Source organism: Pseudomonas syringae, assembly GCF_023278085.1.
GTDB classification, from domain to species: Bacteria; Pseudomonadota; Gammaproteobacteria; order Pseudomonadales; family Pseudomonadaceae; genus Aquipseudomonas; species Aquipseudomonas syringae_Q.
Genome location: NZ_CP066265.1, coordinates 2192605 through 2212542, shown reverse-complemented (window position 1 = coordinate 2212542; position 19938 = coordinate 2192605). Strand labels below are relative to the sequence as shown.

Sequence of the window (19938 nt, the reverse complement as noted above, 5' to 3'; positions counted from 1 at the left end):
AGTTCTCGTTGCGCGAACGGCGCATGCACATGTCTTGAAAGCTCTGGAAAACGGGGCTGACACTACGACGATTCTCGTTCCCACTCCACGTAGTAATGCCTTTCGTGACGCTCTGCGTCACACGGCGGTTCTGCGACGCCAGGTGGATTGGTGTTCGGCTCATGTCACCTTTGCGCCCTTACGGCGCCCTACTTTGAGGGACCAAAGTAGGCAAAGTCCCGGCTCCGTTTCCGGCCCGACTTCGTCGGGTTCCTTCGCCCTGTCACTGATCCGGGGGTCGCCGCAACGGGCCCTCCATGGCCCGGTGCGGCTAGCCTGGCGTCCTGCCAGGCTACCCCCGGATCAGCGCCAGGACTCAGCCGTCACTTACGTCGCAATTTGCGTCGTTCATGCCATCGCGGTCCAAAAGCGCTTTATTGCATCAGTCAGTGCCATCTCGATCAAAAACACGTTATGGCATCAGTGAGTGCTATCGCGTTCCAAAAGATCGTTATGGCATCAGTAACCCGAACCCGAACCCGGAATCCACGACGTCCCGGCCAAGGGTACGCGCGCCATGGCCGCAGACTCGACGGTCAGCGCCACCAGGTCTTCCGGGTCGAGGTTGTGCAGGTGCGATTTGCCACAGGCGCGGGCCATGGTCTGCGCTTCGAGGACCAGCACACGCAGGTAGTTGGCCAGGCGTCGTCCGCCTTCGACCGGGTCGAGACGTTTGGACAGTTCCGGGTCCTGGGTGGTGATGCCGGCCGGGTCACGGCCGTTCTGCCAGTCGTCGTAGAAGCCGGCTGCCGAGCCGATCTTTTTCAGTTCTTCGTCCAGACGCGGATGGTTATCGCCGAGCGCGATCAACGCTGCCGTACCAATCGCGACCGCATCGGCGCCCAGCGCCATGGCTTTGGCGACGTCGGCACCGTTGCGAATCCCGCCGGAGACGATCAATTGCACCTTGCGGTGCATGCCCATTTCCTGCAACGCCTGAACCGCCTGCGGAATGGCCGGTAGAATCGGGATGCCAACATGTTCGATGAACACTTCCTGAGTCGCCGCCGTACCGCCCTGCATGCCGTCGAGTACGATCACGTCCGCGCCGGCTTTCACCGCCAGCTTCACGTCATAGTAAGGACGGCTGGCACCGATCTTCACGTAGATCGGCTTTTCCCAGTCGGTGATTTCGCGAATCTCGGCAATCTTGATCGCCAGGTCATCCGGCCCGGTCCAGTCCGGGTGACGGCACGCCGAGCGCTGATCGACGCCGACCGGCAACGTACGCATACCAGCCACGCGTTCGGTCACTTTCATGCCCAGCAGCATGCCGCCGCCACCCGGTTTGGCGCCCTGCCCCAGGACGATTTCGATGGCATCGGCCTTGCGCAGGTCATCCGGGTTCATGCCGTAACGCGATGGCAGGTACTGATAGACCAGATGCTGCGACTGGCCGCGCTCTTCCGGGGTCATGCCACCGTCGCCGGTGGTGGTGCTGGTGCCGGCAATGGTCGCACCGCGGCCCAGTGCCTCTTTGGCATTGGCTGACAACGCACCGAAGCTCATGCCCGCGATGGTCACCGGAATTTTCAGGTACAGAGGTTTCTTGGCGAAACGATTGCCGAGCACCACGTCGGTGCCGCACTTCTCGCGGTAGCCTTCCAGCGGGTAGCGCGACACGCTGGCGCCGAGCAGCAGCAAGTCATCGAAATGCGGCAGCTTGCGCTTGGTGCCGCCGCCGCGAATGTCGTAGATACCGGTTTCCGCAGCGCGCTGGATTTCCTGAATGGTCAGGCGATCAAAAGTGGCCGACTCGCGCAGGACTGGCGCAGGTTTGTGGCTGACGGGATCGCTCATGGAATCGCTCATGGTAGTGCTCCTGGATCAGTACGCGGAGGCGTTATCGACTTTGAAGTTGTAGAGCTGACGGGCCGAGCCGTAGCGTTTGAAATCCGCCGCCTTCTCGTTGAAACCCGCACGATTGAGCAATTCCTGCAACTCCTGCAGATGCTCTTCCCGCATCTCTTTGGCGACGCAGTCGGAGCCCAGCGACTCGACCTTGCCTTTGACGTAAATCCGCGTTTCGTACAGCGAATCGCCTAGCGCATCGCCCGCATCACCACACACCACCAGGCGACCAGCCTGACCCATGAAGCAGCTCATGTGGCCGATGCTGCCGCCGACTACAATGTCGATCCCCTTCATGGAAATCCCGCAACGGGCACCGGCATCACCCTCGATCACCAGCAAGCCGCCATGCGCCGTGGCACCGGCGGCCTGCGAGGCGCTGCCTTTGACCCGCACGGCACCGGACATCATGTTTTCCGCACAACCGACGCCCACGTTGCCATGCACGGTGATTGACGCTTTCTGATTCATCCCGGCGCAGTAATAGCCGGCATGCCCCTGAATATCGATGGAGATCGCTTCGTTGACGCCAACCGCGAGGTTATGTGCGCCATCGGGATGCGTCACCCGCCATTCGCGGTCCTGCAATTGCTTGACCTGATCGTGCAGGGCCTGATTGAGGTCGCGCACGCTGGCGCTGGAAAGATCGACAGTTTTCATGGGCGTGCTCCCTGAGCTGGCTCGCGTTCCCAGATGTACATGGTGGCCGGGACCGGTTCCCAGACCCTGGCGTTCTCGATCCCCGGCAGGCTGGACAGCGCCTGATACTCCGAGGCCATGGCGACGTAATCATTGGTTTCGGCAAGAATGGCCGGTTTGCAGGCGATCGGGTCGCGAATCACCGCGAAGCCGTTGCGCGTGCCAATGGCGAAAGTGAAGAAACCGTCGAGGTCTTCCAGCGACTTGTCGAGTGCCTGCTTGAGGCTGTCGCCCTGTTGCAGACGCCAGGCCAGATAACCCGCCGCCACTTCGGTGTCGTTATCCGTCTCGAAGTGAATGCCCTCGCGGCGCAGGTTCTGGCGCAGGCGGAAGTGGTTGGACAGCGAGCCGTTATGCACCAGACACAGGTCGGAACCGGTGGAAAACGGGTGGCTGCCTTCCATGGTCACGGCACTTTCAGTGGCCATGCGGGTGTGGCCAATGATGTGGCTGCCCTTCATGGACGCGAGGCCGAAGCGCGAAGAAATTTCCCTTGGCAGACCCATGCCCTTGAGAATCTCGATGCTTTGCCCGGCGCTCATGATGCGCACGCTCGGCGCCAGTTCAGCCAGCGCTGCACGCACCGGAGCCTCTTGGGCCTGGATCTTCAGCACCACGGCACTGGCGTTCTGAAACCACTCCAGTGGTGCATTCAATCGCGTGTCCAGCGCTGCAATCAACGCCCTGAAATCATACGGTTCCGTGGTGGCCTGCAAGGTCAGCTTGACCCAGCCCTCCGCCACTTCATCGCCGTATATGGCAAACCCGGCGCTGTCCGGGCCACGATCAGTCATGGCCTCCAGCATGGGTTCAAACAGCTTGCCGAGCTGCGGCTCAAGCGCCGGGTTTTTCAGATACAAGCCAACGATTCCGCACATAAGCCTCACCTTGTTCGGGAGCGGAAAGTTTCAAGCTGCAAGCCGCAAGCTGAAAACCAACCGCCTAGACAGAAAAATCAAATACGCCGCAATCCAGCTTCTTCTTGCCGCTTGAAGCTTGAAACTTGCAGCTGCTCCACTAAAAAAACTCGATATAGCGCTTCACTTCCCAGTCGCTCACGTGGCGGCTGTATTCCACCCACTCCATGCGTTTGAGGCGGATGAATTCGCCAACGATCTCGTTGCCCAGCACTTCGGCGAACAACCGATCGGCTTCCAGCGCATCACAGGCTTCCTTGAGCGACTGAGGCAGGGTCTTGATGCCCCGTGCAGCGATTTCTTCCAGGCTCAGTTTGTAAAGGTTCTCGTTGCAGACCTGATCGATTTCCAGTTGCCGGTCGATGCCGTCCAGCCCAGCGGCGATGATGGCGGCGCTGACCAGATACGGGTTGCAACCGGCGTCCGGCAGGCGAAATTCCAGGCGGCCATAAGGCACGCGAACCATCGCCGAGCGGTTGTTGGCGCCGAATGCGATGAAGGCCGGAGCCCAGGTCGCCCCCGACAGTGAATTGCCGACCACCAGCCGCTTGTAGGAATTGACCGTGGGCGCGGCGAACGCACACAGCGCTGGGCCATGCGCCAGCAGGCCTGCGGCGAAGTGGTAGGCCATCTTCGACAGCCCCATACCGCTCGGATCGCTGGCGTCGTGGAACAGGTTCTTGTTGCCGGCACTGGCGATGGATAGATGGAAATGCATGCCGTTACCCGCTCGCTTGGGGTCGGGCTTGGGCATGAACGAGCAGATCATGCCCATGTCATTGGCGATCTCACCGGCAGCCATGCGGAAGAAGGTGAAACGGTCGGCCGACTCCATGGCATCGCTGTAGGTGTAATTGATCTCGAACTGGCCGTTGGCGTCTTCGTGATCGATCTGATAAATGTCGAAGCCCACGGGCTGCAAGGCTTCGGTCAGCCGTTCGAGAAATGCCCGGGAACGCGACAGGCCTTTATAGTCGTAGCAAGGCTTGTCCAGGGTGTCGCTGGCGTCGACCATTTGCAGGCTGCCAGCGGCATCGCGCTTGAACAGACTGAATTCAGGCTCAAGGCCGGTGTTCAGTGTCCAGCCACGCTGGCTGAGGCGCTCGACCTGCTGTTGCAACACATACCGGCTGTCGTAAGGCCACGGTTTGCCCTCCACATGCCCGATGCACACCACCCGCCCGTAACCAGGCTGCCACGGCACCGGCGTCAGTGACGCCAGGTCGCCCTTGGCCATGAAGTCAGGGCCGTGAGGCTCCATGCCCATGCCGCAGATGGCGAAACCGGCAAAACCGGCGCCCGCTTCCGCCACCATTTCCAGGCCGGAAACAGGCACTGATTTGGTCTTCGACGAGCCATGAATATCCACGAACTGAGCCAGCACGTACTTGATGCCGTGCTGTTCGATCAGACGCTGTGTTTCGGGTGGCAACATGAGCTTGTCTCCTGGCATAAGCAAAACGTTTCAGGGAGGAATCGCAGTTTCACTGCCTGACGAGATATATTCCGAACAGGAAATTTACTTTCCCTTTAGGAATGCAAAGCCCTTGCCAACCGGGTATGCCAGGCACGCTGAAATGCGCAAAGGGCGCAATCCTGCTGTTTGCAGGGCCTGTTTTTGTGGGAAACTCGTTTTCTCTGCGGGAATAAACGATTAACCGAATCAGCACGGACAGCTCAACGCGCACATTCCCAGTGCGAAATAAAAATTATTGAACGGAAACTGTGCACAGCCGATGAATACGCCGAACGAACCGCATCCCAAGTTGAAGCTTGAGCAATACCTGGGCATTCAGATCAAGCGCCAGCGCCAGGCGCAGGAATTGAAACTCGCCGATGTCGCGCGTATCGCCGGTATCAGTCAGGGCATGTTGAGCAAGATCGAGAACGCACAGGTCTCGACCAGCCTCGACAACCTCAGCCGCCTGTGCGACGTGCTGGGCATGCCGATGTCCAAGCTGTTCAGTCAGTACGATCAGCAAGGCAGCAGTGCGCTACTGGTCAAGGCCGATGAAGGGCTGGAGGTGGTCAGGCGTGGTACGGAGAAAGGTCATACCTATCACCTGCTCAACCATACCCGTGGGCCGAAGAAGAGTTTCGAGGCGTACATGGTGACCATGGATGATGCCAGCGAAGAGTTTCCGACCTTCTCGCACCCCGGCACCGAGTTTCTGCACCTGCTGGAAGGCGAGCTGATCTACCGTCACGGCAACCAGCTGTACCCGATGCAAGCCGGTGACAGCCTGACCTTCGACGGCGATATCCCCCACGGCCCCGAGCAACTGGTGCAAGTGCCGATCAAGCTGCTGTCGATCATGAACTATGGTGCGCAAGGGGATTGAAATCAGGCAGGAGGCGGCACACCTGTCGGCATGCCGCCTGTACAGCAGTTACAGGTATTTCAACCAGCTGATATCACGGCGGCGAGCCTTGAGCGCAGCGAACCAGCGCACGGCCGGAAACAGCAGCACGGCCAGCACCACCGAGGTCAGCCAGACGCCCCACATGTGGTCAAAGCCGAAGTATTTGCCCTGATTCGCACCCCAGATGGCCAGAGCGATCAGGTACAGAATCTTCAGCACGTACAGGTGCAGCAGGTAGAAAAACATCGGTGCTGAACCGAGTACTACCAACGGCCGCAACCAGCTTTTCTCCTGACTGCGCTCGAACCCGATCAGGATCAGCATGCCGATCCCCAGCGTCAGGCTGATGAACAGCAACGATGGCGGGTATTTGGTGATGTTGAAAAAGCTCATGACGGTTTGCAGGCCGGTCTCGCCAACACTCCACGGTTTTTCGCCGTAGCCGTTGATCATGCGCAGGATCACGAAACCCGCCAGCGCACCCAGGCCCCAGGTCCAGAGTTTCGCCTGACGCGTTGCCGCATCGAAACCGGAGACAAACCACGGCCCGGCAGCGTAGCCCAGCGCAATGATGCCGATCCACGGCAACAGCGGGTATGAGGTACGGAAACGCAGGTTGTCCGACACCTCGATCCAGCCGCGATCATGCAGAATCGCCCACGGGATGTGCATGGCCGACTCGACGCCGAAATGCAGCGTGTCCAGCAGGTTGTGTCCGGCAATGATCACCACACCGATGACCACCAGCGCCCAGCGCGGCAGGAACACCATCAGCGACAACGCCACCATGCTCAGGCCGATGGCCCAGATCACTTGCAGGTAGATGACGGTTGGCGGGAACTCGAAGGTCCAGGCGAAGCTCACCAGGGTGAATTCCAGCGCGATCAGAAACAGCCCGCGCTTGAGCAGGAACGCCGACACGTCGCTTCTGCCCTGGTATTTCTCGCCGTAGAGGTACGCGGAAAGCCCGGTCAGCAGCACGAACAATGGCGCACACAAATGCGCCAGCGTGCGGCTGAAGAACAGCTCCGGCTCGGTGGCAGTGATGTCCATGGGGTCCAGCACCTGACGGTGCAGAAAAAAGGTTTCCCGCACATGGTCCAGCAACATGAAAAGAATAATCAGCCCGCGCAGAGCATCGATTGAGCGAAGCCGGGATGCCGGCGCTCGAGGGGGGTGAACAGCTGTTGTCATGAAAAGTCCAAGGTCCGTGATGGAGGGGGGCTAATGGCTCGTAGCGGCAAGCCATTAGCTGCAAGATGCAAGCTGCAAGTGGAAAGCTTCAAGCTTTTAGCCTCTAGCTTGTAGCTTGTAGCTTGTAGCTTGTAGCTTGCAGCTTGTAACTGGCCGCTGGCCGCTTGCGCGCAGCGCTTCAAAACTCGTTCTGCAGTGCCTTGTAGCCGCGCACCAGATCAATGTTGGTGTGCGCCACGTCTTCGGAAAATTCCGAAGCCGAAATGCTCACCGGCGGAAACTGCGAGAGATCCGTGTTGGGGCCGATCCGGGTCGTGGACGGCACGTAAAAGTTCTCCGGCAAATCGCGGCCATCGACCACCGAGTTGTGGCGCACTACGCTGCCGTTACCGACTGTGCAGTTGAACACCACACTGTTGAAGCCGATGAACACGTGATCACCGACCATGCAAGGTCCGTGCACGATAGAACGATGAGCAATCGAGGTGAACTCGCCGATGGTCACTGCAGCGCCGGATTTGGAGTGGATGACCACACCGTCCTGAATATTGGAATTGGCACCGATGACAATCGGCTCCATATCGCCGCTGGCATCGACTTCGTCAGCGCGGATGACAGCATAGGGACCGACAAACACGTTGTCCTTGATGATCACCTTGCCGCAGATGATCGCAGTGCTGTCGATGTAAGCGGACTCGGCAATGACCGGCAGATGGCCGGACGGATTTTTACGGATCACGGTAGGAAGCCTCAGGACAGGTAGTTGGAAGTCTGCGCCGCTGCATCATGAGGATGCAGGCTTTCGAAGTGACGCACGCTGACGCTTGAAGCTGCGTATCGCCCCTCAAGCGCCTGCTGGATCTTGCGTGCGGCGTCTTCGACGTACATCAGGTTCTGCCCGTTGAGCCGGGCGAAAGCTTGTTCGTCAGCACGCTTGACGGCGGTCTGCACCGGTGTGCCCAGTGCTTGCTCGACCGCATCGATCAACGCCATCAGGCCCAGCTCGCTGGCGTGTTCCGCCACCCGCACCTGCACCGTTGCGACGCTGCGCTGGCTGTGCGGCGTGGCATGAGAGGCGTTGTCCCGCAGCCAGGCCGCGACCTGCATCGGGTCGACAAACGACTGCCGGCCGAAACGTGCGGCAAAGGCTTCTTCCAGCAGTTGTCGGGACAGCGCAGCCGAACACGGGCAAGTGGACGAGTAGGTGATATCTGCTGCAACGTCGAGGCACAAACGCCCCGCTCGCCAAGTGGCCGCAAGCGTTACCGGATAGGATTTCCAGCCGCTCAGCCCTTCGGTGACCAGCGCCGGCCGGCGGCACAGCAGATTGAACGCCAGCGTGATGCGCGCGGCGCTGGAATGGCAATCGACGTGGCTCTCGACCATTGCCTCCAGCAGCGCCGACAAGGTGTCGGGCGTGAGCACCTGATGCTCGGCAAAACCGTCGAGCAGCCGATACAGCCGCGACATGTGGATGCCCTTGACGCCGGGATCGGCCAGATCGACCTGCAGGTCCGCGTAGGCATGAACCGGATGTGTGGCACCCGGTTCACAGAGCATCAGTGGCACTTCGACGCCTTGCATGCCAACCCAGTCAAGTGAAACCAGGGCCGAAGAAACTTCCGTCAGGGCAACGTCTGGGAGGGGGTTGTTCATGGTGTCGGTGGTCTCGCTGGCGAACCTCGCCACGGGGCGAAGCATGATGTTGGCGGCCTGGTAACGCAACGCGTGCAACCGCTAATTCGTTACACTATAACATCATAATTCCAGACACTATCAAGCCGACGTACAACGCGGCCTTTATAAACGAACGGACGCGACGACAAATCAGTAACGTTTCAGGTCTTTGCCAACTCTTCGATCAGAAAATCCCGAAACGCCGCAACGGCCGCAGGCAGGTTGCGCCCGGCCATGCTTTGCAGTTCGATGCGCCGCGCTTTCATGCCTTCGTCGCTGATCGGCAGGGCTTTGAGCTGCTTTTCATGCATCCGCTTGTCGAGGGTCATTTCGCTGGACAGGCTGATACCCCCCTCCTCGCTGACGAATCTCAGCAGCGCGCCGATGTAATTGCTGGTCAGCACCGGGTCGAACATCAGGCCCTGCACGCCGCAGCAGATATCGAACAACTGGCGCAGCGTTGTGTCGGTGTTGGTCAGGGCGATGGCGTAAGGCTGTAACTCGGCCAGGGCGACCTCCTTGCGCGAGGCCAGCGGATGATTGTGGCTGACCACCGCACAGATGGCGCCGCTGTGAATGTGCTCGACCTTGATTTCGTTCTGCGGCGTCAGGCTGAACGTCAGGCACAGGTCCGCATCGCCCGAGCGCACCCGTTCAGTGGCCTGGGCCGGGGCGCAGACTTCCATCGAGAAATGAATGCCCTGGTAAACCTGCCGAAACCGCGCGATGCACTGCGGCAGGAAATCCAGCGCGAAACCTTCCGAGCAGGCGAGGCGCACATTGCCGCGCTGCAGGCCTTGCAGCTCGGTAATCTCCAGCACCACCTGCTCGGCCTCCAACTGGGATTTGCGCGCATAGGCCGCCAACCGAATGCCCGCCTCGCTAAGCATCATGCCTCTGGCCTGGCGCTCGAACAGCAGCGCATCCAGCTCCCGCTCCAGCTTGCTGATCTGCCGACTGACCGCCGACGACGCAACGTTGAGCCGAATCGAGGCCTCGCTGATCGATCCGCAACGCGCCACTTCGAGGAAGTAGCGCAAGGCGGTGGACTGTACGCCATAGAGTTGCATCAAGGCTCCTGCGTTGCCTTTTCGGCAATCAAAGGTTCGAAATATTGTGCTTGTGGCATTGATACGCTTTGCCTAGAGTCGTGTCGAGGCGCAACTCATCAAAAGCACCCAATCAAAAGAACACTGCGGCCTCGTGACTCCCCTCTTCTCGCATTTGCGACCCACTGCCCTTTGATACATCCACTTTGCCTTTTGGAGACGACGGCATGGGAATCAAGGGTTTCGCTCGCAGCATCGCGCTGTTGAGCCTGTTCAGCAGTTTTTCCGCCCTGGCCGGCAAGGCCGATGACACGCTGGTCTACGCCTCCGACAGCGAGCCGGAAAACATCAGCCCCTATCACAACGATTTGCGCGAAGGCGTGATTCTCGGTCGCCTGATCTGGGACAACCTGGTCTATCGCAACCCTGACAACGGCCAGTACGAACCCATGCTCGCCACCAGTTGGAAGCAGGTCGACGACACCACCATCGACTTCCAGCTGCGCGAGGGCGTGAAGTTTCACAATGGCGACCCGTTCACTGCCGATGACGTGGTGTTCACCCTCAATTACGTGGTGTCGCCCGAGTCCAAGGTGGTCACCGTGCAAAACGTCGACTGGATCAAGAGCGCCGAAAAGCTCGGTGACTACAGCGTCCGCCTGCACCTGAAAAAGCCCTTCCCGCCGGCGCTGGAATACCTGTCCAACGCTGTCCCGATGTTTCCGAAAAAGTATTTCGAACAAGTCGGCATGGCCGGATTCAGTCGCAAGCCGATTGGCACCGGGCCTTACAAGGTCACGGCCATCGCCTCGGGTGAAGGCGTGAAGATGGACAAAAACCCGGACTACTTCAAAGACAGCCCGCAGGGCCAGCCGAAGATCAGCCACATCACCTTCCGGGTCATCGCCGATGCTGAAACGCGGCTGGCCGAGTTGATGACCGGTGGCATCGACTGGACCTGGCGCGTCGCTCCGGATCAGGCGGAAAACCTCAAGGCCATGCCCAATCTGGTGGTGACCAGCGGCGCGACCATGCGTATCGGTTTTCTGATTCTCGATGCGCGCGGCACCTCCAGCGCCGATTCGCCGATGAAACACCTGAAAGTGCGTCAGGCGATCAATTACGCAATCAACCGCGATGGCCTCGCCTCGCAGCTGGTCGGCGGCGAAAGCAAGCCGCTGCAAGTCGCCTGCTACCCCGGCCAGTTCGGCTGTGACACCAGCGCCGCCACGGTCTACAACTACGACCCGGCCAAGGCCAAGGCGCTGCTGACCGAAGCCGGTTACCCGAACGGCTTCGAAACTGAAATCTTCGCCTATCGAGACCGCGATTATGTGGAAGCGATCATCGGCAACCTGCGCGCCGTGGGTATCAACGCCAAGCTGCGTTACCTGAAGTACGCCGCCCTGCGCGACCAGCAACGCGGCGGCAAGGTGCCGATGTCATTCCAGGCCTGGGGCTCGTTCTCGATCCTCGACACTTCGGCGTCGGCTGGCACCTGGTTCAAGGGCAACCCGGACGACAACATCAAGGACCCGCAAGTCCAGAGCTGGCTGCAGACCGCCGACAACGCGCTGGACCCGCAGGTGCGCAAGGACAATTACCGTAAGGCATTGCAGCGCATCAGCGAGCAGGCGTACTGGGCGCCGCTGTTCAACTACTCGATGAACTACGCCTATGTCTCGGACCTGAACTTCAAGCCTTATCCGGACGAATTGCCGCGCTTCGTGCTGTCGAGCTGGAAATAGCTGTTCGCGACGTCAATCGGTGACACCTGCTGCGAGGCACGCGTTGTGCCTCACGGCAGCGGCCGCCAACCCGCTACCCCTCGAACACAAGGTCGCTTGCCATGTTCGGATTTCTCTTGCGCCGCCTGGGCATCGCCCTGTGCGTAGCGATTACCGTATCGGTGATCAGCTTTTCCCTGCTGCACCTGTCCGGCGACCTGGCCACCGCCATTGGCGGACCGGAAGCCAGCAGCGAGCAGATCGAACAGATTCGTGTGCAGTACGGCCTCAACAAACCGCTGGTCACCCAGTATTTCGAGTGGCTGTCCGACGTGGTGCGCCTCGATCTGGGCGATTCGTTCTTCTTTCAGGAGTCGGTTTACAACCTGATCGCTTCGCGCCTGTCGATCACCCTCGGGCTGGGTGCCATGGCCCTGAGCATCGCGCTGCTGATCGCCATTCCGCTGGGCGTCCTGGCGGCGGTGAAACGTGATACGTGGGTCGATCGGCTGGCGCTGAGCATTGCGGTGCTGGGTCAGGCCATGCCGAGTTTCTGGTTCGCACTGATGCTGATCGTGGTGTTCTCGGTCACCCTGAAATGGCTGCCGGTGTCGGGTAACTCGACCTGGGCGCACTTCGTCATGCCAGCGATTGCGCTCGGCTACTACGCAACCCCGGCGATCATGCGCCTGACCCGTGCAGGCATGCTTGACGTGCTCAATTCCGATTACATCCGCACCGCCCGCGCCAAGGGTCTGCGCCCCGCCACGGTGCTGTTCAAACACGCATTGCGCAACGCGCTGATCCCGGTGGTGGCGCTGGCTGCCGTGGAATTCGGTTTCATGCTCGGCGGCTCGGTGGTCATCGAAACAGTGTTCTCGCTGCAAGGCATCGGCCAGCTGGCCTGGGATGCAATTGCCCGTGACGACTTTCCGGTGGTGCAAGCGGTCGTGCTGTTGATCGCGGTGATCTACATCGTCCTCACGCTGCTGGCCGACGTGCTCAACGCACTGCTCGACCCGCGCATCCGCGTGAAATAGGAGGCCCTATGAGCACAACCACCTCATCGCCGCTGGTGATCCAGGATTACCAGCCGCCAGCCAGAAGCATCTGGCGCACGTTGCGCAACAGCTTCGCCCATCGCGGCTTTGCGATTGGCGCGATGCTGTTGCTGATCATCCTGTTCGGTGCGCTGTTCGCCCCCTGGCTGGCGCCCTACGACCCCTATACGCAAGACGTGATGCTGCGCATGAAACCACCGGTGTGGATGGCCAACGGCACCTGGGAGTATGTGTTGGGCACCGACAAACTGGGCCGTGACTACCTGTCACGCCTGCTGTACGGCGCACGTATTTCACTGTTCATCGGCTTCTCGGCAGCGCTGATCTCCGGCGTCATCGGCACCATCATGGGCTTGCTGGCGGGCTACTTTGGCGGCAAGACCGACGCGCTGATCAGCTACCTGATTACCACGCGCCTGGCGATGCCGGTGGTCATGGTGGCGCTGGCCTCCGCGTCGTTGATCGGCGGCTCGCTGAAAGTCGTGATCATCCTGCTCGGCTGCCTGCTCTGGGACCGTTTCGCCGTGGTGGTGCGCGCCGCGGTGCAGCAGATCCGTGACGCCGAATACGTCGCCTCGGCGCAGGCGCTGGGCTGCTCGACGCTGCGCATTCTGGCCAGCGAAATCCTGCCCAATCTGGTCGGTGCGCTGATCGTCGTCGCGACCCTGGAGATGGCCCACGCGATTCTTCTCGAATCGGCATTGTCGTTCCTCGGGGTCGGCGTGCAGCCACCGATTCCGTCCTGGGGCCTGATGATCGCCGAAGGCAAACCGTACATGTTCTTTTCCCCCTGGGTCATCGCCATTCCCGGCGTCGCCCTGATGGTGCTGGTGCTGGGCATCAATCTGGTCGGTGACGGCCTGCGCGACCTGATCCTGCCCGATGGGCGCAACTGACAGAGGAGATCCGCACATGGCGCTGTTGCATGTTGAAAACCTGCGTGTCGAGATCCCTTTGGGGCAAGACACGCTCCACGCAGTGCGCGGTCTGGACTTTCAGGTCGAGCGCGGTGAAATGCTGTGCATTGTCGGCGAATCGGGCTGCGGTAAATCCCTCACTTCGCTGGCGCTCATGGACCTGCTGCCGCGCAAGGCACGACGTACCGCGACAACCCTGAGCCTGGACGGCATCGACATGCTGACCCAGAGCGAGCGGCAGATGTGCGACCTGCGCGGCAACCGTCTGGCGATGATTTTCCAGGAGCCCATGACCTCGCTGAACCCGGCCTACAGCATCGGCGATCAGCTCAGCGAAGTGCTCACCCGGCACCGCAAGGTGTCACGCAAGGAGGCCCTGCAGCGTGCGGCGCAGATGCTGGAGAAAGTCGGCATCAGCAACGCTGGCGAGCGCCTGCGCCAGTACCCGCATCAGTTGTCGGGCGGCCTGCGCCAGCGGGTGATCATCGCCATGGCGCTGATGTGCGAACCGGACGTGATCATCGCCGACGAGCCGACCACCGCGCTGGACGTGACCATTCAGGCGCAGATCCTGCGCCTGATCCGCGACATCCAGAAAGAGTTCGGCCTGGCGGTGATCTTCATCACCCACGACCTGGGGCTGGTCGCGCGTATCGCCGACCGGGTGGCGGTGATGTACGCCGGGCAGATCGTCGAAACCGCCCCGGCAGTCGAGCTGTTCGAGAACCCGCAGCACCCTTACACCCGTGGCTTGCTGGCGAGTATTCCGATCCCTGGGCGTACCCGGCCGGGCCAGCCACTTGGCTCGATTCCGGGGCTGGTGCCCAGCCTGGTCGGCGAGCAACACGGCTGTGCCTTCCGTAACCGCTGCCCGCAGGCCATTGCGGCCTGCGCCGATGACGTCCCGCCGATTCACAGCCCCGACCACATGACCCGCTGCCTGTTTGCCGCGGCGGGCGCCGAACCTGTGCTGCACCGCGAGGGCATAACGTCATGACGAATCAGGCCCTGAACACGAGTGGCAAAAAAGACATCGCTCTGGAGCTGTGCGACATCCGCCGCGAATTCAGCATCAGCCGAGGTTTTTTCAAACCCAATGCCACGCTGAAAGCGGTCGATGGTGTGTCACTGCGCCTGATGCGCGGCGAAACCCTCGGGCTGGTCGGCGAGTCCGGCTGCGGCAAAAGCACCCTGGCCAAGATGTTGCTGGGTCTGCTCGCGCCCAGCAGCGGCGATGTGCTGGTCAACGGCAAGCATCTGGCCGGTACCGACCGCAAGGAGATGGCACGGCGTATCCAGCCGATCTTTCAGGACCCTTACTCCTCCCTGAACCCGCGCAAGACCCTGCGCGAAATCGTCACCCTGCCGCTGATCGTGCATGAGATCGGCACCAACACCGAGCGCCGCCAGCGGGTCGAGGCGATGATGGATGTCGTCGGCCTGCCCAAGCGGGTGATCGACAGCTACCCGAGCCAGCTTTCCGGTGGCCAGCGCCAGCGTGTGGCGATTGCCCGGGCGCTGGTGATGCGCCCGGACGTGTTGATCTGCGACGAGCCGACCTCGGCGCTGGACGTTTCGGTGCAGGCACAGATTCTCAACCTGTTGCAGGACCTCAAACAGGAGTTCGGCCTGACCTACCTGCTGATCAGCCACAACCTGGCCGTCATCGAGCATCTGGCCGACCGCGTGGCGGTGATGTACCTGGGCCGAATCGTCGAAGAGCGCAGCCGCGAATCGCTGTTTGCCAGACCCGGCCACCCCTATACGCAAGCGCTGCTGGACTCGGTGCTAACCCCGGACCCGCATCTGGGCATTCCCGATCTGGGCCTGCACGGCACCTTCCCCAACCCCATGTCGCCGCCTTCCGGCTGCGCTTTTCATCCGCGCTGCCCCGGCTGCATGGCGGTGTGCAAGGACCACTATCCGCTCGTTGGCCGCATGGAAGGCGGAACCGTCCGTTGCCACTTGCGCGACACCTCGAAAACTCTGGAGCTGATGCCATCATGAGTAGCCGTTCACATGCCATCGAAAACGCCACCGAGCAGTTCGACAACGGCACCTTTTTCGCCCTGCTCGGCGACAGCGTTGCGTACCCGACCCAAAGCCAGGAGGCCGCCAGCCTGCCGGAGCTTTATCGCTACCTGAACGAATTCATCACCCCGCACGTCGAGCGTCTGGGTTTCAACGTCAAGGTGCACGACAACCCGGTCGCCGGGCGCGGGCCGTTGATGATCGCCACCCGCATCGAGGACCCGGCCCTGCCGACACTGCTCAGTTACGGCCATGGCGATGTGGTGCGTGGCTACGACGCGCAGTGGCAAGCGGGCCTGTCGCCGTGGAAGGTCACCGAGCGCGGTGATCGCTGGTACGGCCGTGGCACGGCGGACAACAAGGGCCAGCACCTGATCAACCTGACTGCCCTCGAACAGACCCTCAAGGCGCGCGACGGCAAACTGGGTTTCAACGTCAAACTGCTGCTGGAAATGGGCGAAGAAGACGGCTCACCCGGCCTCAGCGCATTCTGCCAGGCGCACGCTGAAGAACTTGCGGCGGATGTTTTCATCGCCTCGGACGGCCCGCGCCTGGCAGCCGCGCGCCCTACCCTGTTTCTGGGCTCGCGCGGGGTGTTCAACTTCGAGCTGACGGTCAACCTGCGCGAAGGCGCACACCATTCCGGCAACTGGGGCGGGCTGCTGGCCAACCCCGGCATCATTCTGGCCAATGCCATCGCCAGCATGGTCGACGAACACGGCCGGGTGAACGTCGCAGGGCTCATGCCTACGGCCATCCCCGAGGCAGTAAAGGCCGCGTTGGCAGATATCGAAGTCGGCGGCGGTCCGGGTGATCCGGAAATAGACCCCGATTGGGGAGACCCGACCTTATCGCTCAGCGAGAAAGTCTTCGGCTGGAACACCCTCGACATCCTCGCCTTCAAGACCGGCAACCCGGACGCGCCGGTGCATGCCATTCCCGGCAAGGCCCACGCGCTGTGTCACATCCGTTTTGTGGTCGACAGCGATTACCACGCGTTCATTCCGGCGGTGCGCGCGCACCTGGATGCCCACGGTTTCACTCAGGTCGAGGTTCGACAGACGCGTATGGACGTCATGCACGCCACGCGCTTGTCACCGGACAGCCCGTGGGTCGGCTGGGCGCTGGAATCGCTGGCCGCGACCACTGGAAAGAAACCGGCGCTGCTGCCTAATCTGGGCGGTTCGCTGCCCAACGATGTGTTCGCTGAAGTGCTGGGCCTGCCGACGGTCTGGGTGCCACACTCGTACCCGGCGTGCTCGCAACATGCACCCGACGAGCACTTGCTGGCTCCGGTGGTCAGAGAGAGCCTGCAAATCATGGCCGGACTGTTCTGGGACCTGGGAACGGATGGCGCACGGCTGACCCGCGAGCACCGGGCACAGGAGTTGAGTGAATGAACGACGCACAACGGCAGGCAACCGCCTGGCTGAGCGGGCAGTACGAGGCGATGGAGTCGCTGTTGCAGAGTCTGGTCGACACCGACTCCAACAGTTACGACAAGGCCGGTGTGGATGCTGTGGGCGATCTGCTCGCCGCACAACTACAGGCCGACGGGATCGGCGTCGAACGTATCCCGGTCGAAGGGTTTGGCGATGTGCTGCTGGCTGAATTGCCAGGCGGACCCGGCAAGCCGGTGCTGCTGCTCGGTCACCGCGACACCGTGTTCCCCAAAGGCACCACGTCCACTCGCGGCTATACCAAAGATACCGAACTGGCCTACGGTCCTGGCGTGGCCGACATGAAAGGCGGGCTGGTGCTGAATTGCTTTGCGCTGAAAGCGTTGAAACAACTCGGTCCACTGCCGTTTCCGGTGCAGATTCTGTATACCGGCGACGAAGAAATCGGTTCCGCCAGCGCCCGTGTGCATATCGAACACTACGCCCGGCAGGCGCGCGCGGTGCTCAACCCGGAGCCGGGACGCGCCAGCGGCAATGTGGTCAGTGCCCGCAAAGGGGGTGCGACGCTGATCATCGAAGTCAGCGGCCGCGCGGCGCATTCAGGGGTGAACCATGCCGATGGCGCGAGTGCCATTCAGGCGCTGGCGCACAAAGTGATCAAGCTGCACGCGCTGACGGATTATGCCGCGGGCGTCACCACCAATGTCGGGCTGATGTCGGGCGGCACTTCCAGCAACACGGTTGCGCCCAGCGCTTCGGCCAGGCTCGATGTGCGCTTTGTCGAGCTCAGGCAATGGGATGAAATTCTCGCTGCGGTCCAGGCCATCGTCGCCGAAGAGGAACTGCCCGGCACATCGGCCCGCGTGCTGGAGGCCACGACCTTTCTGCCGATGGAAGCCAGGCACAGCACGCAACTGCTGAGTCTTTATCAAGGGCTTGCGCAGGAACTGGGGTTCAGCGTGGAAGGCGAATTCACCGGCGGCTGCGCCGACTCGGGCTTCACCGCCAGCCTCGGCATCCCGACCCTGTGCGGCCTCGGTCCGGTAGGAGGGAAAGTGCATACCGACCGTGAGTACCTGGAGCTGAACACCCTGGTGCCCAGGGGCCAGGCGCTGGTGGCGACGATTCTGGCCTTGGGGGATGTTTGAAGAGACTGCCCGCTTGCTGCGTTCGGCCTGAAGGAAAGCGCGCGACGTAGATGTGTGACGCAGAGCGTCACGAACGGCATACCGACGCGGAGCATCGGCACGATGATCGTTCGGGAGAGCACCTATCGTGCCCGCGATCCGCGTTATATATAAGTCCGCTTTTGATTCTGGCCGTAGGCCGTAGGAGCGAACTTGTTCGCGAAAGGGCCAGCATGATCGCCGAAAATGCAGCGCAGAATACGTGTCAAAACGAAGACGCCTGGCGCGATAACCCGTTTGATTTGTACAGTCCAGTGAGGAACACCCCATGCAAAATCCATCCGAACTGCTCGGCAAATCCGCCACCGAACTGCGGGCGCTGATCGGCAACAAACAGCTCTCTCCAGTGGAATTGCTGGACGCTTGCATCGCGCGTATCGAAAGCCTGAATCCAAAGATCAATGCGTTTGCCGCGACCTGTTTCGAGCGCGCCCGCGATGAAGCGCTGTTGGCCGAGCAGGCTGTGCTGCAAGGCGAACCGCTGGGTCTGCTGCACGGCCTGCCGATCGGTATCAAGGACCTGGAAGAAACCGCCGGGGTGCTCACCACTTACGGCTCGCAGCTGTTTCGCGACAACATCCCTGCCCAGGACAACCTGTTCGTGTCGCGCCTGCGCGCAGCCGGGGCGATCATGGTCGGCAAGACCAACGTCCCGGAACTGGGTGCAGGTGCCAACACCCGCAACGTGGTGTGGGGCGCGACCGGCAACCCGTTCAACCCTGAGCTGAATGCCGGCGGTTCTTCAGGTGGCTCGGCCGCCGCGCTGGCCGTGGACATGGTGCCGTTGTGCAGCGGTTCGGACACCGGTGGCTCGCTGCGTATTCCTGCGGCACTGTGCGGCATCGTCGGCCTGCGCCCTTCGCCGGGGCTGGTGCCGAGCGAGCGCAAGAAGCTCGGCTGGACACCGATTTCCGTGGTCGGTCCCATGGGCCGCACTGTTGCCGACACCCTGCTGCAGCTGCGCGCCAGCGCCGGGCTTGGGCAGTCCGATCCGTTGAGCTATGCCGTCGCCGAGGATGACTTCGCGCCGCGCATTGTCGACCTCAGCCAGTTGCGGGTCGGCTATAGCGAAGATTTCGGTACCTGCGCGGTGGACACCGGTATCCGCGCAGTCTTCCGGGAAAAGATCAACGCACTGAGGCCGCTATTCAAATCCTGCGAAGCCATCGACCTGAACCTGAGCAGTGCCCATCGCACCTTTGATGTGCTACGCGCCGAAGCCTTCGTTGCAGGCCTACAAGACGCCCACGACCGCGACCCGGATGCGCTGGGCCCCAACACCCGCGCCAACTTCGAAATGGGAGCGGCGATGTCCTTGCAGGACTGCGTCAAGGCGCATGGTGAACAGAGCCGGATCTTTCGCGCTTTCCAGAAGCAATTCGAGTATTACGACCTGATCCTCGCGCCCACCACGCCGGTATCGCCCTTCCCGTGGAGCGAGCTGTACCTGCGCGAAGTCAACGGCGTGCCACTGGACAATTACTATCGCTGGCTGGCGCTGTGCTACACCATCACCCTGACCACCAACCCGGCGTTGTCCCTGCCCTGCGGCACCGACCAGCAAGGCATGCCGTTCGGGCTACAGATCATTGGCGGCTTTCGTGGCGACGCGAAACTGCTGGCCTGCGCCGAGGCGATTGAACACGCGACGGCGAACGACCCGCGTCTGTCTCGCCCGCGCCCGGACCTGCAGAAACTGCTGGCCTCGGCGGTCGACCTGACACACATCGTCACCCATCCACCGATCTATGGCGGATCGGGGACGGGCAAGCCGGATATTGGAGCGATGTGAAAGCGGCGCAGCAAGGTCAACAAGGGTGAGGGGC

General features: G+C 61.5%; 17 protein-coding genes. 9 read left to right on the top strand and 8 right to left on the bottom strand.

Annotated features, from left to right (window positions below):
* Positions 1-498: 498 nt before the first annotated feature.
* The 4 genes from I9H07_RS09940 to glnT form a co-directional block, all read right to left on the bottom strand.
* Positions 499-1839, bottom strand: coding sequence for an FMN-binding glutamate synthase family protein (locus I9H07_RS09940; RefSeq protein WP_058390971.1), 1341 nt, complete (start codon positions 1837-1839; stop codon positions 499-501).
* Positions 1840-1866: 27 nt separating this feature from the next.
* Positions 1867-2550: a protein glxC gene (locus I9H07_RS09935; protein WP_236424435.1), complete on the bottom strand. Its 684-nt coding sequence runs from the start codon at positions 2548-2550 to the stop codon at positions 1867-1869.
* Positions 2547-3467 (bottom strand): class II glutamine amidotransferase, encoded by a 921-nt coding sequence (locus I9H07_RS09930; protein ID WP_236424434.1) that lies wholly within the window; start codon positions 3465-3467, stop codon positions 2547-2549. Before I9H07_RS09930 ends, I9H07_RS09935 begins: the two co-directional genes overlap by 4 nt.
* Before the next feature lie 139 nt (positions 3468-3606).
* Entirely contained in the window at positions 3607-4941 is a 1335-nt protein-coding gene (gene glnT, locus I9H07_RS09925; protein WP_236424431.1) for a type III glutamate--ammonia ligase, read from the bottom strand.
* Positions 4942-5242: 301 nt separating this feature from the next.
* Here glnT and I9H07_RS09920 point away from each other — a divergent pair, with 301 nt between their 5' ends.
* Complete coding sequence (locus I9H07_RS09920; RefSeq protein ID WP_024673005.1) at positions 5243-5848, top strand: helix-turn-helix domain-containing protein; 606 nt, start codon at positions 5243-5245, stop codon at positions 5846-5848.
* 48 nt (positions 5849-5896) lie between these two features.
* On the opposite strand, the gene I9H07_RS09915 is transcribed toward I9H07_RS09920, so the two are convergent.
* From I9H07_RS09915 to I9H07_RS09900, 4 genes are all read right to left on the bottom strand, one after another.
* On the bottom strand, positions 5897-7063 hold the full coding sequence (locus tag I9H07_RS09915) for a DUF1624 domain-containing protein (RefSeq protein WP_024673004.1): 1167 nt from the start codon (positions 7061-7063) through the stop codon (positions 5897-5899).
* 178 nt (positions 7064-7241) lie between these two features.
* The gene (locus I9H07_RS09910) at positions 7242-7802 is read right to left on the bottom strand and encodes a carbonate dehydratase (protein WP_024673573.1); all 561 of its coding nucleotides are present in this window, start codon (positions 7800-7802) and stop codon (positions 7242-7244) included.
* Positions 7803-7813: 11 nt separating this feature from the next.
* Complete coding sequence (gene folE2 / locus I9H07_RS09905) at positions 7814-8719, bottom strand: GTP cyclohydrolase FolE2 (protein WP_236424437.1); 906 nt, start codon at positions 8717-8719, stop codon at positions 7814-7816.
* A 182-nt stretch (positions 8720-8901) separates the two neighbouring features.
* A complete protein-coding gene (locus I9H07_RS09900; protein ID WP_024673575.1) occupies positions 8902-9810 on the bottom strand; it encodes a LysR substrate-binding domain-containing protein in 909 nt (302 codons plus the stop codon).
* Positions 9811-10016: 206 nt separating this feature from the next.
* Here I9H07_RS09900 and I9H07_RS09895 point away from each other — a divergent pair, with 206 nt between their 5' ends.
* From I9H07_RS09895 to I9H07_RS09860, 8 genes are all read left to right on the top strand, one after another.
* Positions 10017-11537, top strand: coding sequence for an ABC transporter substrate-binding protein (locus I9H07_RS09895; protein WP_236424429.1), 1521 nt, complete (start codon positions 10017-10019; stop codon positions 11535-11537).
* A gap of 101 nt (positions 11538-11638) precedes the next feature.
* Complete coding sequence (locus I9H07_RS09890) at positions 11639-12556, top strand: ABC transporter permease (RefSeq protein ID WP_058823705.1); 918 nt, start codon at positions 11639-11641, stop codon at positions 12554-12556.
* Positions 12557-12564: 8 nt separating this feature from the next.
* Complete coding sequence (locus I9H07_RS09885; protein ID WP_058823706.1) at positions 12565-13473, top strand: ABC transporter permease; 909 nt, start codon at positions 12565-12567, stop codon at positions 13471-13473.
* A 16-nt stretch (positions 13474-13489) separates the two neighbouring features.
* The gene (locus I9H07_RS09880; RefSeq protein WP_058390951.1) at positions 13490-14491 is read left to right on the top strand and encodes an ABC transporter ATP-binding protein; all 1002 of its coding nucleotides are present in this window, start codon (positions 13490-13492) and stop codon (positions 14489-14491) included.
* Positions 14488-15501, top strand: coding sequence for an ABC transporter ATP-binding protein (locus tag I9H07_RS09875; RefSeq protein WP_058390950.1), 1014 nt, complete (start codon positions 14488-14490; stop codon positions 15499-15501). Before I9H07_RS09880 ends, I9H07_RS09875 begins: the two co-directional genes overlap by 4 nt.
* On the top strand, positions 15498-16925 hold the full coding sequence (locus I9H07_RS09870) for a M20 family metallopeptidase (RefSeq protein WP_058390949.1): 1428 nt from the start codon (positions 15498-15500) through the stop codon (positions 16923-16925). The genes I9H07_RS09875 and I9H07_RS09870 overlap by 4 nt, the downstream gene beginning before the upstream one ends.
* On the top strand, positions 16922-18073 hold the full coding sequence (locus tag I9H07_RS09865) for a M20 family metallopeptidase (protein ID WP_058390948.1): 1152 nt from the start codon (positions 16922-16924) through the stop codon (positions 18071-18073). The genes I9H07_RS09870 and I9H07_RS09865 overlap by 4 nt, the downstream gene beginning before the upstream one ends.
* 307 nt (positions 18074-18380) lie before the next feature.
* Positions 18381-19904: an amidase gene (locus I9H07_RS09860; RefSeq protein WP_058390947.1), complete on the top strand. Its 1524-nt coding sequence runs from the start codon at positions 18381-18383 to the stop codon at positions 19902-19904.
* Positions 19905-19938 lie beyond the last annotated feature (34 nt).

Bases quoted from the DNA above. Each gene is read 5' to 3' on its own strand.
- I9H07_RS09940 (WP_058390971.1), bottom strand. From the start codon at position 1,839: ATGAGCGATCCCGTCAGCCACAAACCTGCGCCAGTCCTGCGCGAGTCG.
- I9H07_RS09935 (WP_236424435.1), bottom strand. From the start codon at position 2,550: ATGAAAACTGTCGATCTTTCCAGCGCCAGCGTGCGCGACCTCAATCAG.
- I9H07_RS09930 (WP_236424434.1), bottom strand. From the start codon at position 3,467: ATGTGCGGAATCGTTGGCTTGTATCTGAAAAACCCGGCGCTTGAGCCG.
- glnT (WP_236424431.1), bottom strand. From the start codon at position 4,941: ATGTTGCCACCCGAAACACAGCGTCTGATCGAACAGCACGGCATCAAG.
- I9H07_RS09920 (WP_024673005.1), top strand. From the start codon at position 5,243: ATGAATACGCCGAACGAACCGCATCCCAAGTTGAAGCTTGAGCAATAC.
- I9H07_RS09915 (WP_024673004.1), bottom strand. From the start codon at position 7,063: ATGACAACAGCTGTTCACCCCCCTCGAGCGCCGGCATCCCGGCTTCGC.
- folE2 (WP_236424437.1), bottom strand. From the start codon at position 8,719: ATGAACAACCCCCTCCCAGACGTTGCCCTGACGGAAGTTTCTTCGGCC.
- I9H07_RS09900 (WP_024673575.1), bottom strand. From the start codon at position 9,810: ATGCAACTCTATGGCGTACAGTCCACCGCCTTGCGCTACTTCCTCGAA.
- I9H07_RS09895 (WP_236424429.1), top strand. From the start codon at position 10,017: ATGGGAATCAAGGGTTTCGCTCGCAGCATCGCGCTGTTGAGCCTGTTC.
- I9H07_RS09890 (WP_058823705.1), top strand. From the start codon at position 11,639: ATGTTCGGATTTCTCTTGCGCCGCCTGGGCATCGCCCTGTGCGTAGCG.
- I9H07_RS09885 (WP_058823706.1), top strand. From the start codon at position 12,565: ATGAGCACAACCACCTCATCGCCGCTGGTGATCCAGGATTACCAGCCG.
- I9H07_RS09880 (WP_058390951.1), top strand. From the start codon at position 13,490: ATGGCGCTGTTGCATGTTGAAAACCTGCGTGTCGAGATCCCTTTGGGG.
- I9H07_RS09875 (WP_058390950.1), top strand. From the start codon at position 14,488: ATGACGAATCAGGCCCTGAACACGAGTGGCAAAAAAGACATCGCTCTG.
- I9H07_RS09870 (WP_058390949.1), top strand. From the start codon at position 15,498: ATGAGTAGCCGTTCACATGCCATCGAAAACGCCACCGAGCAGTTCGAC.
- I9H07_RS09865 (WP_058390948.1), top strand. From the start codon at position 16,922: ATGAACGACGCACAACGGCAGGCAACCGCCTGGCTGAGCGGGCAGTAC.
- I9H07_RS09860 (WP_058390947.1), top strand. From the start codon at position 18,381: ATGCAAAATCCATCCGAACTGCTCGGCAAATCCGCCACCGAACTGCGG.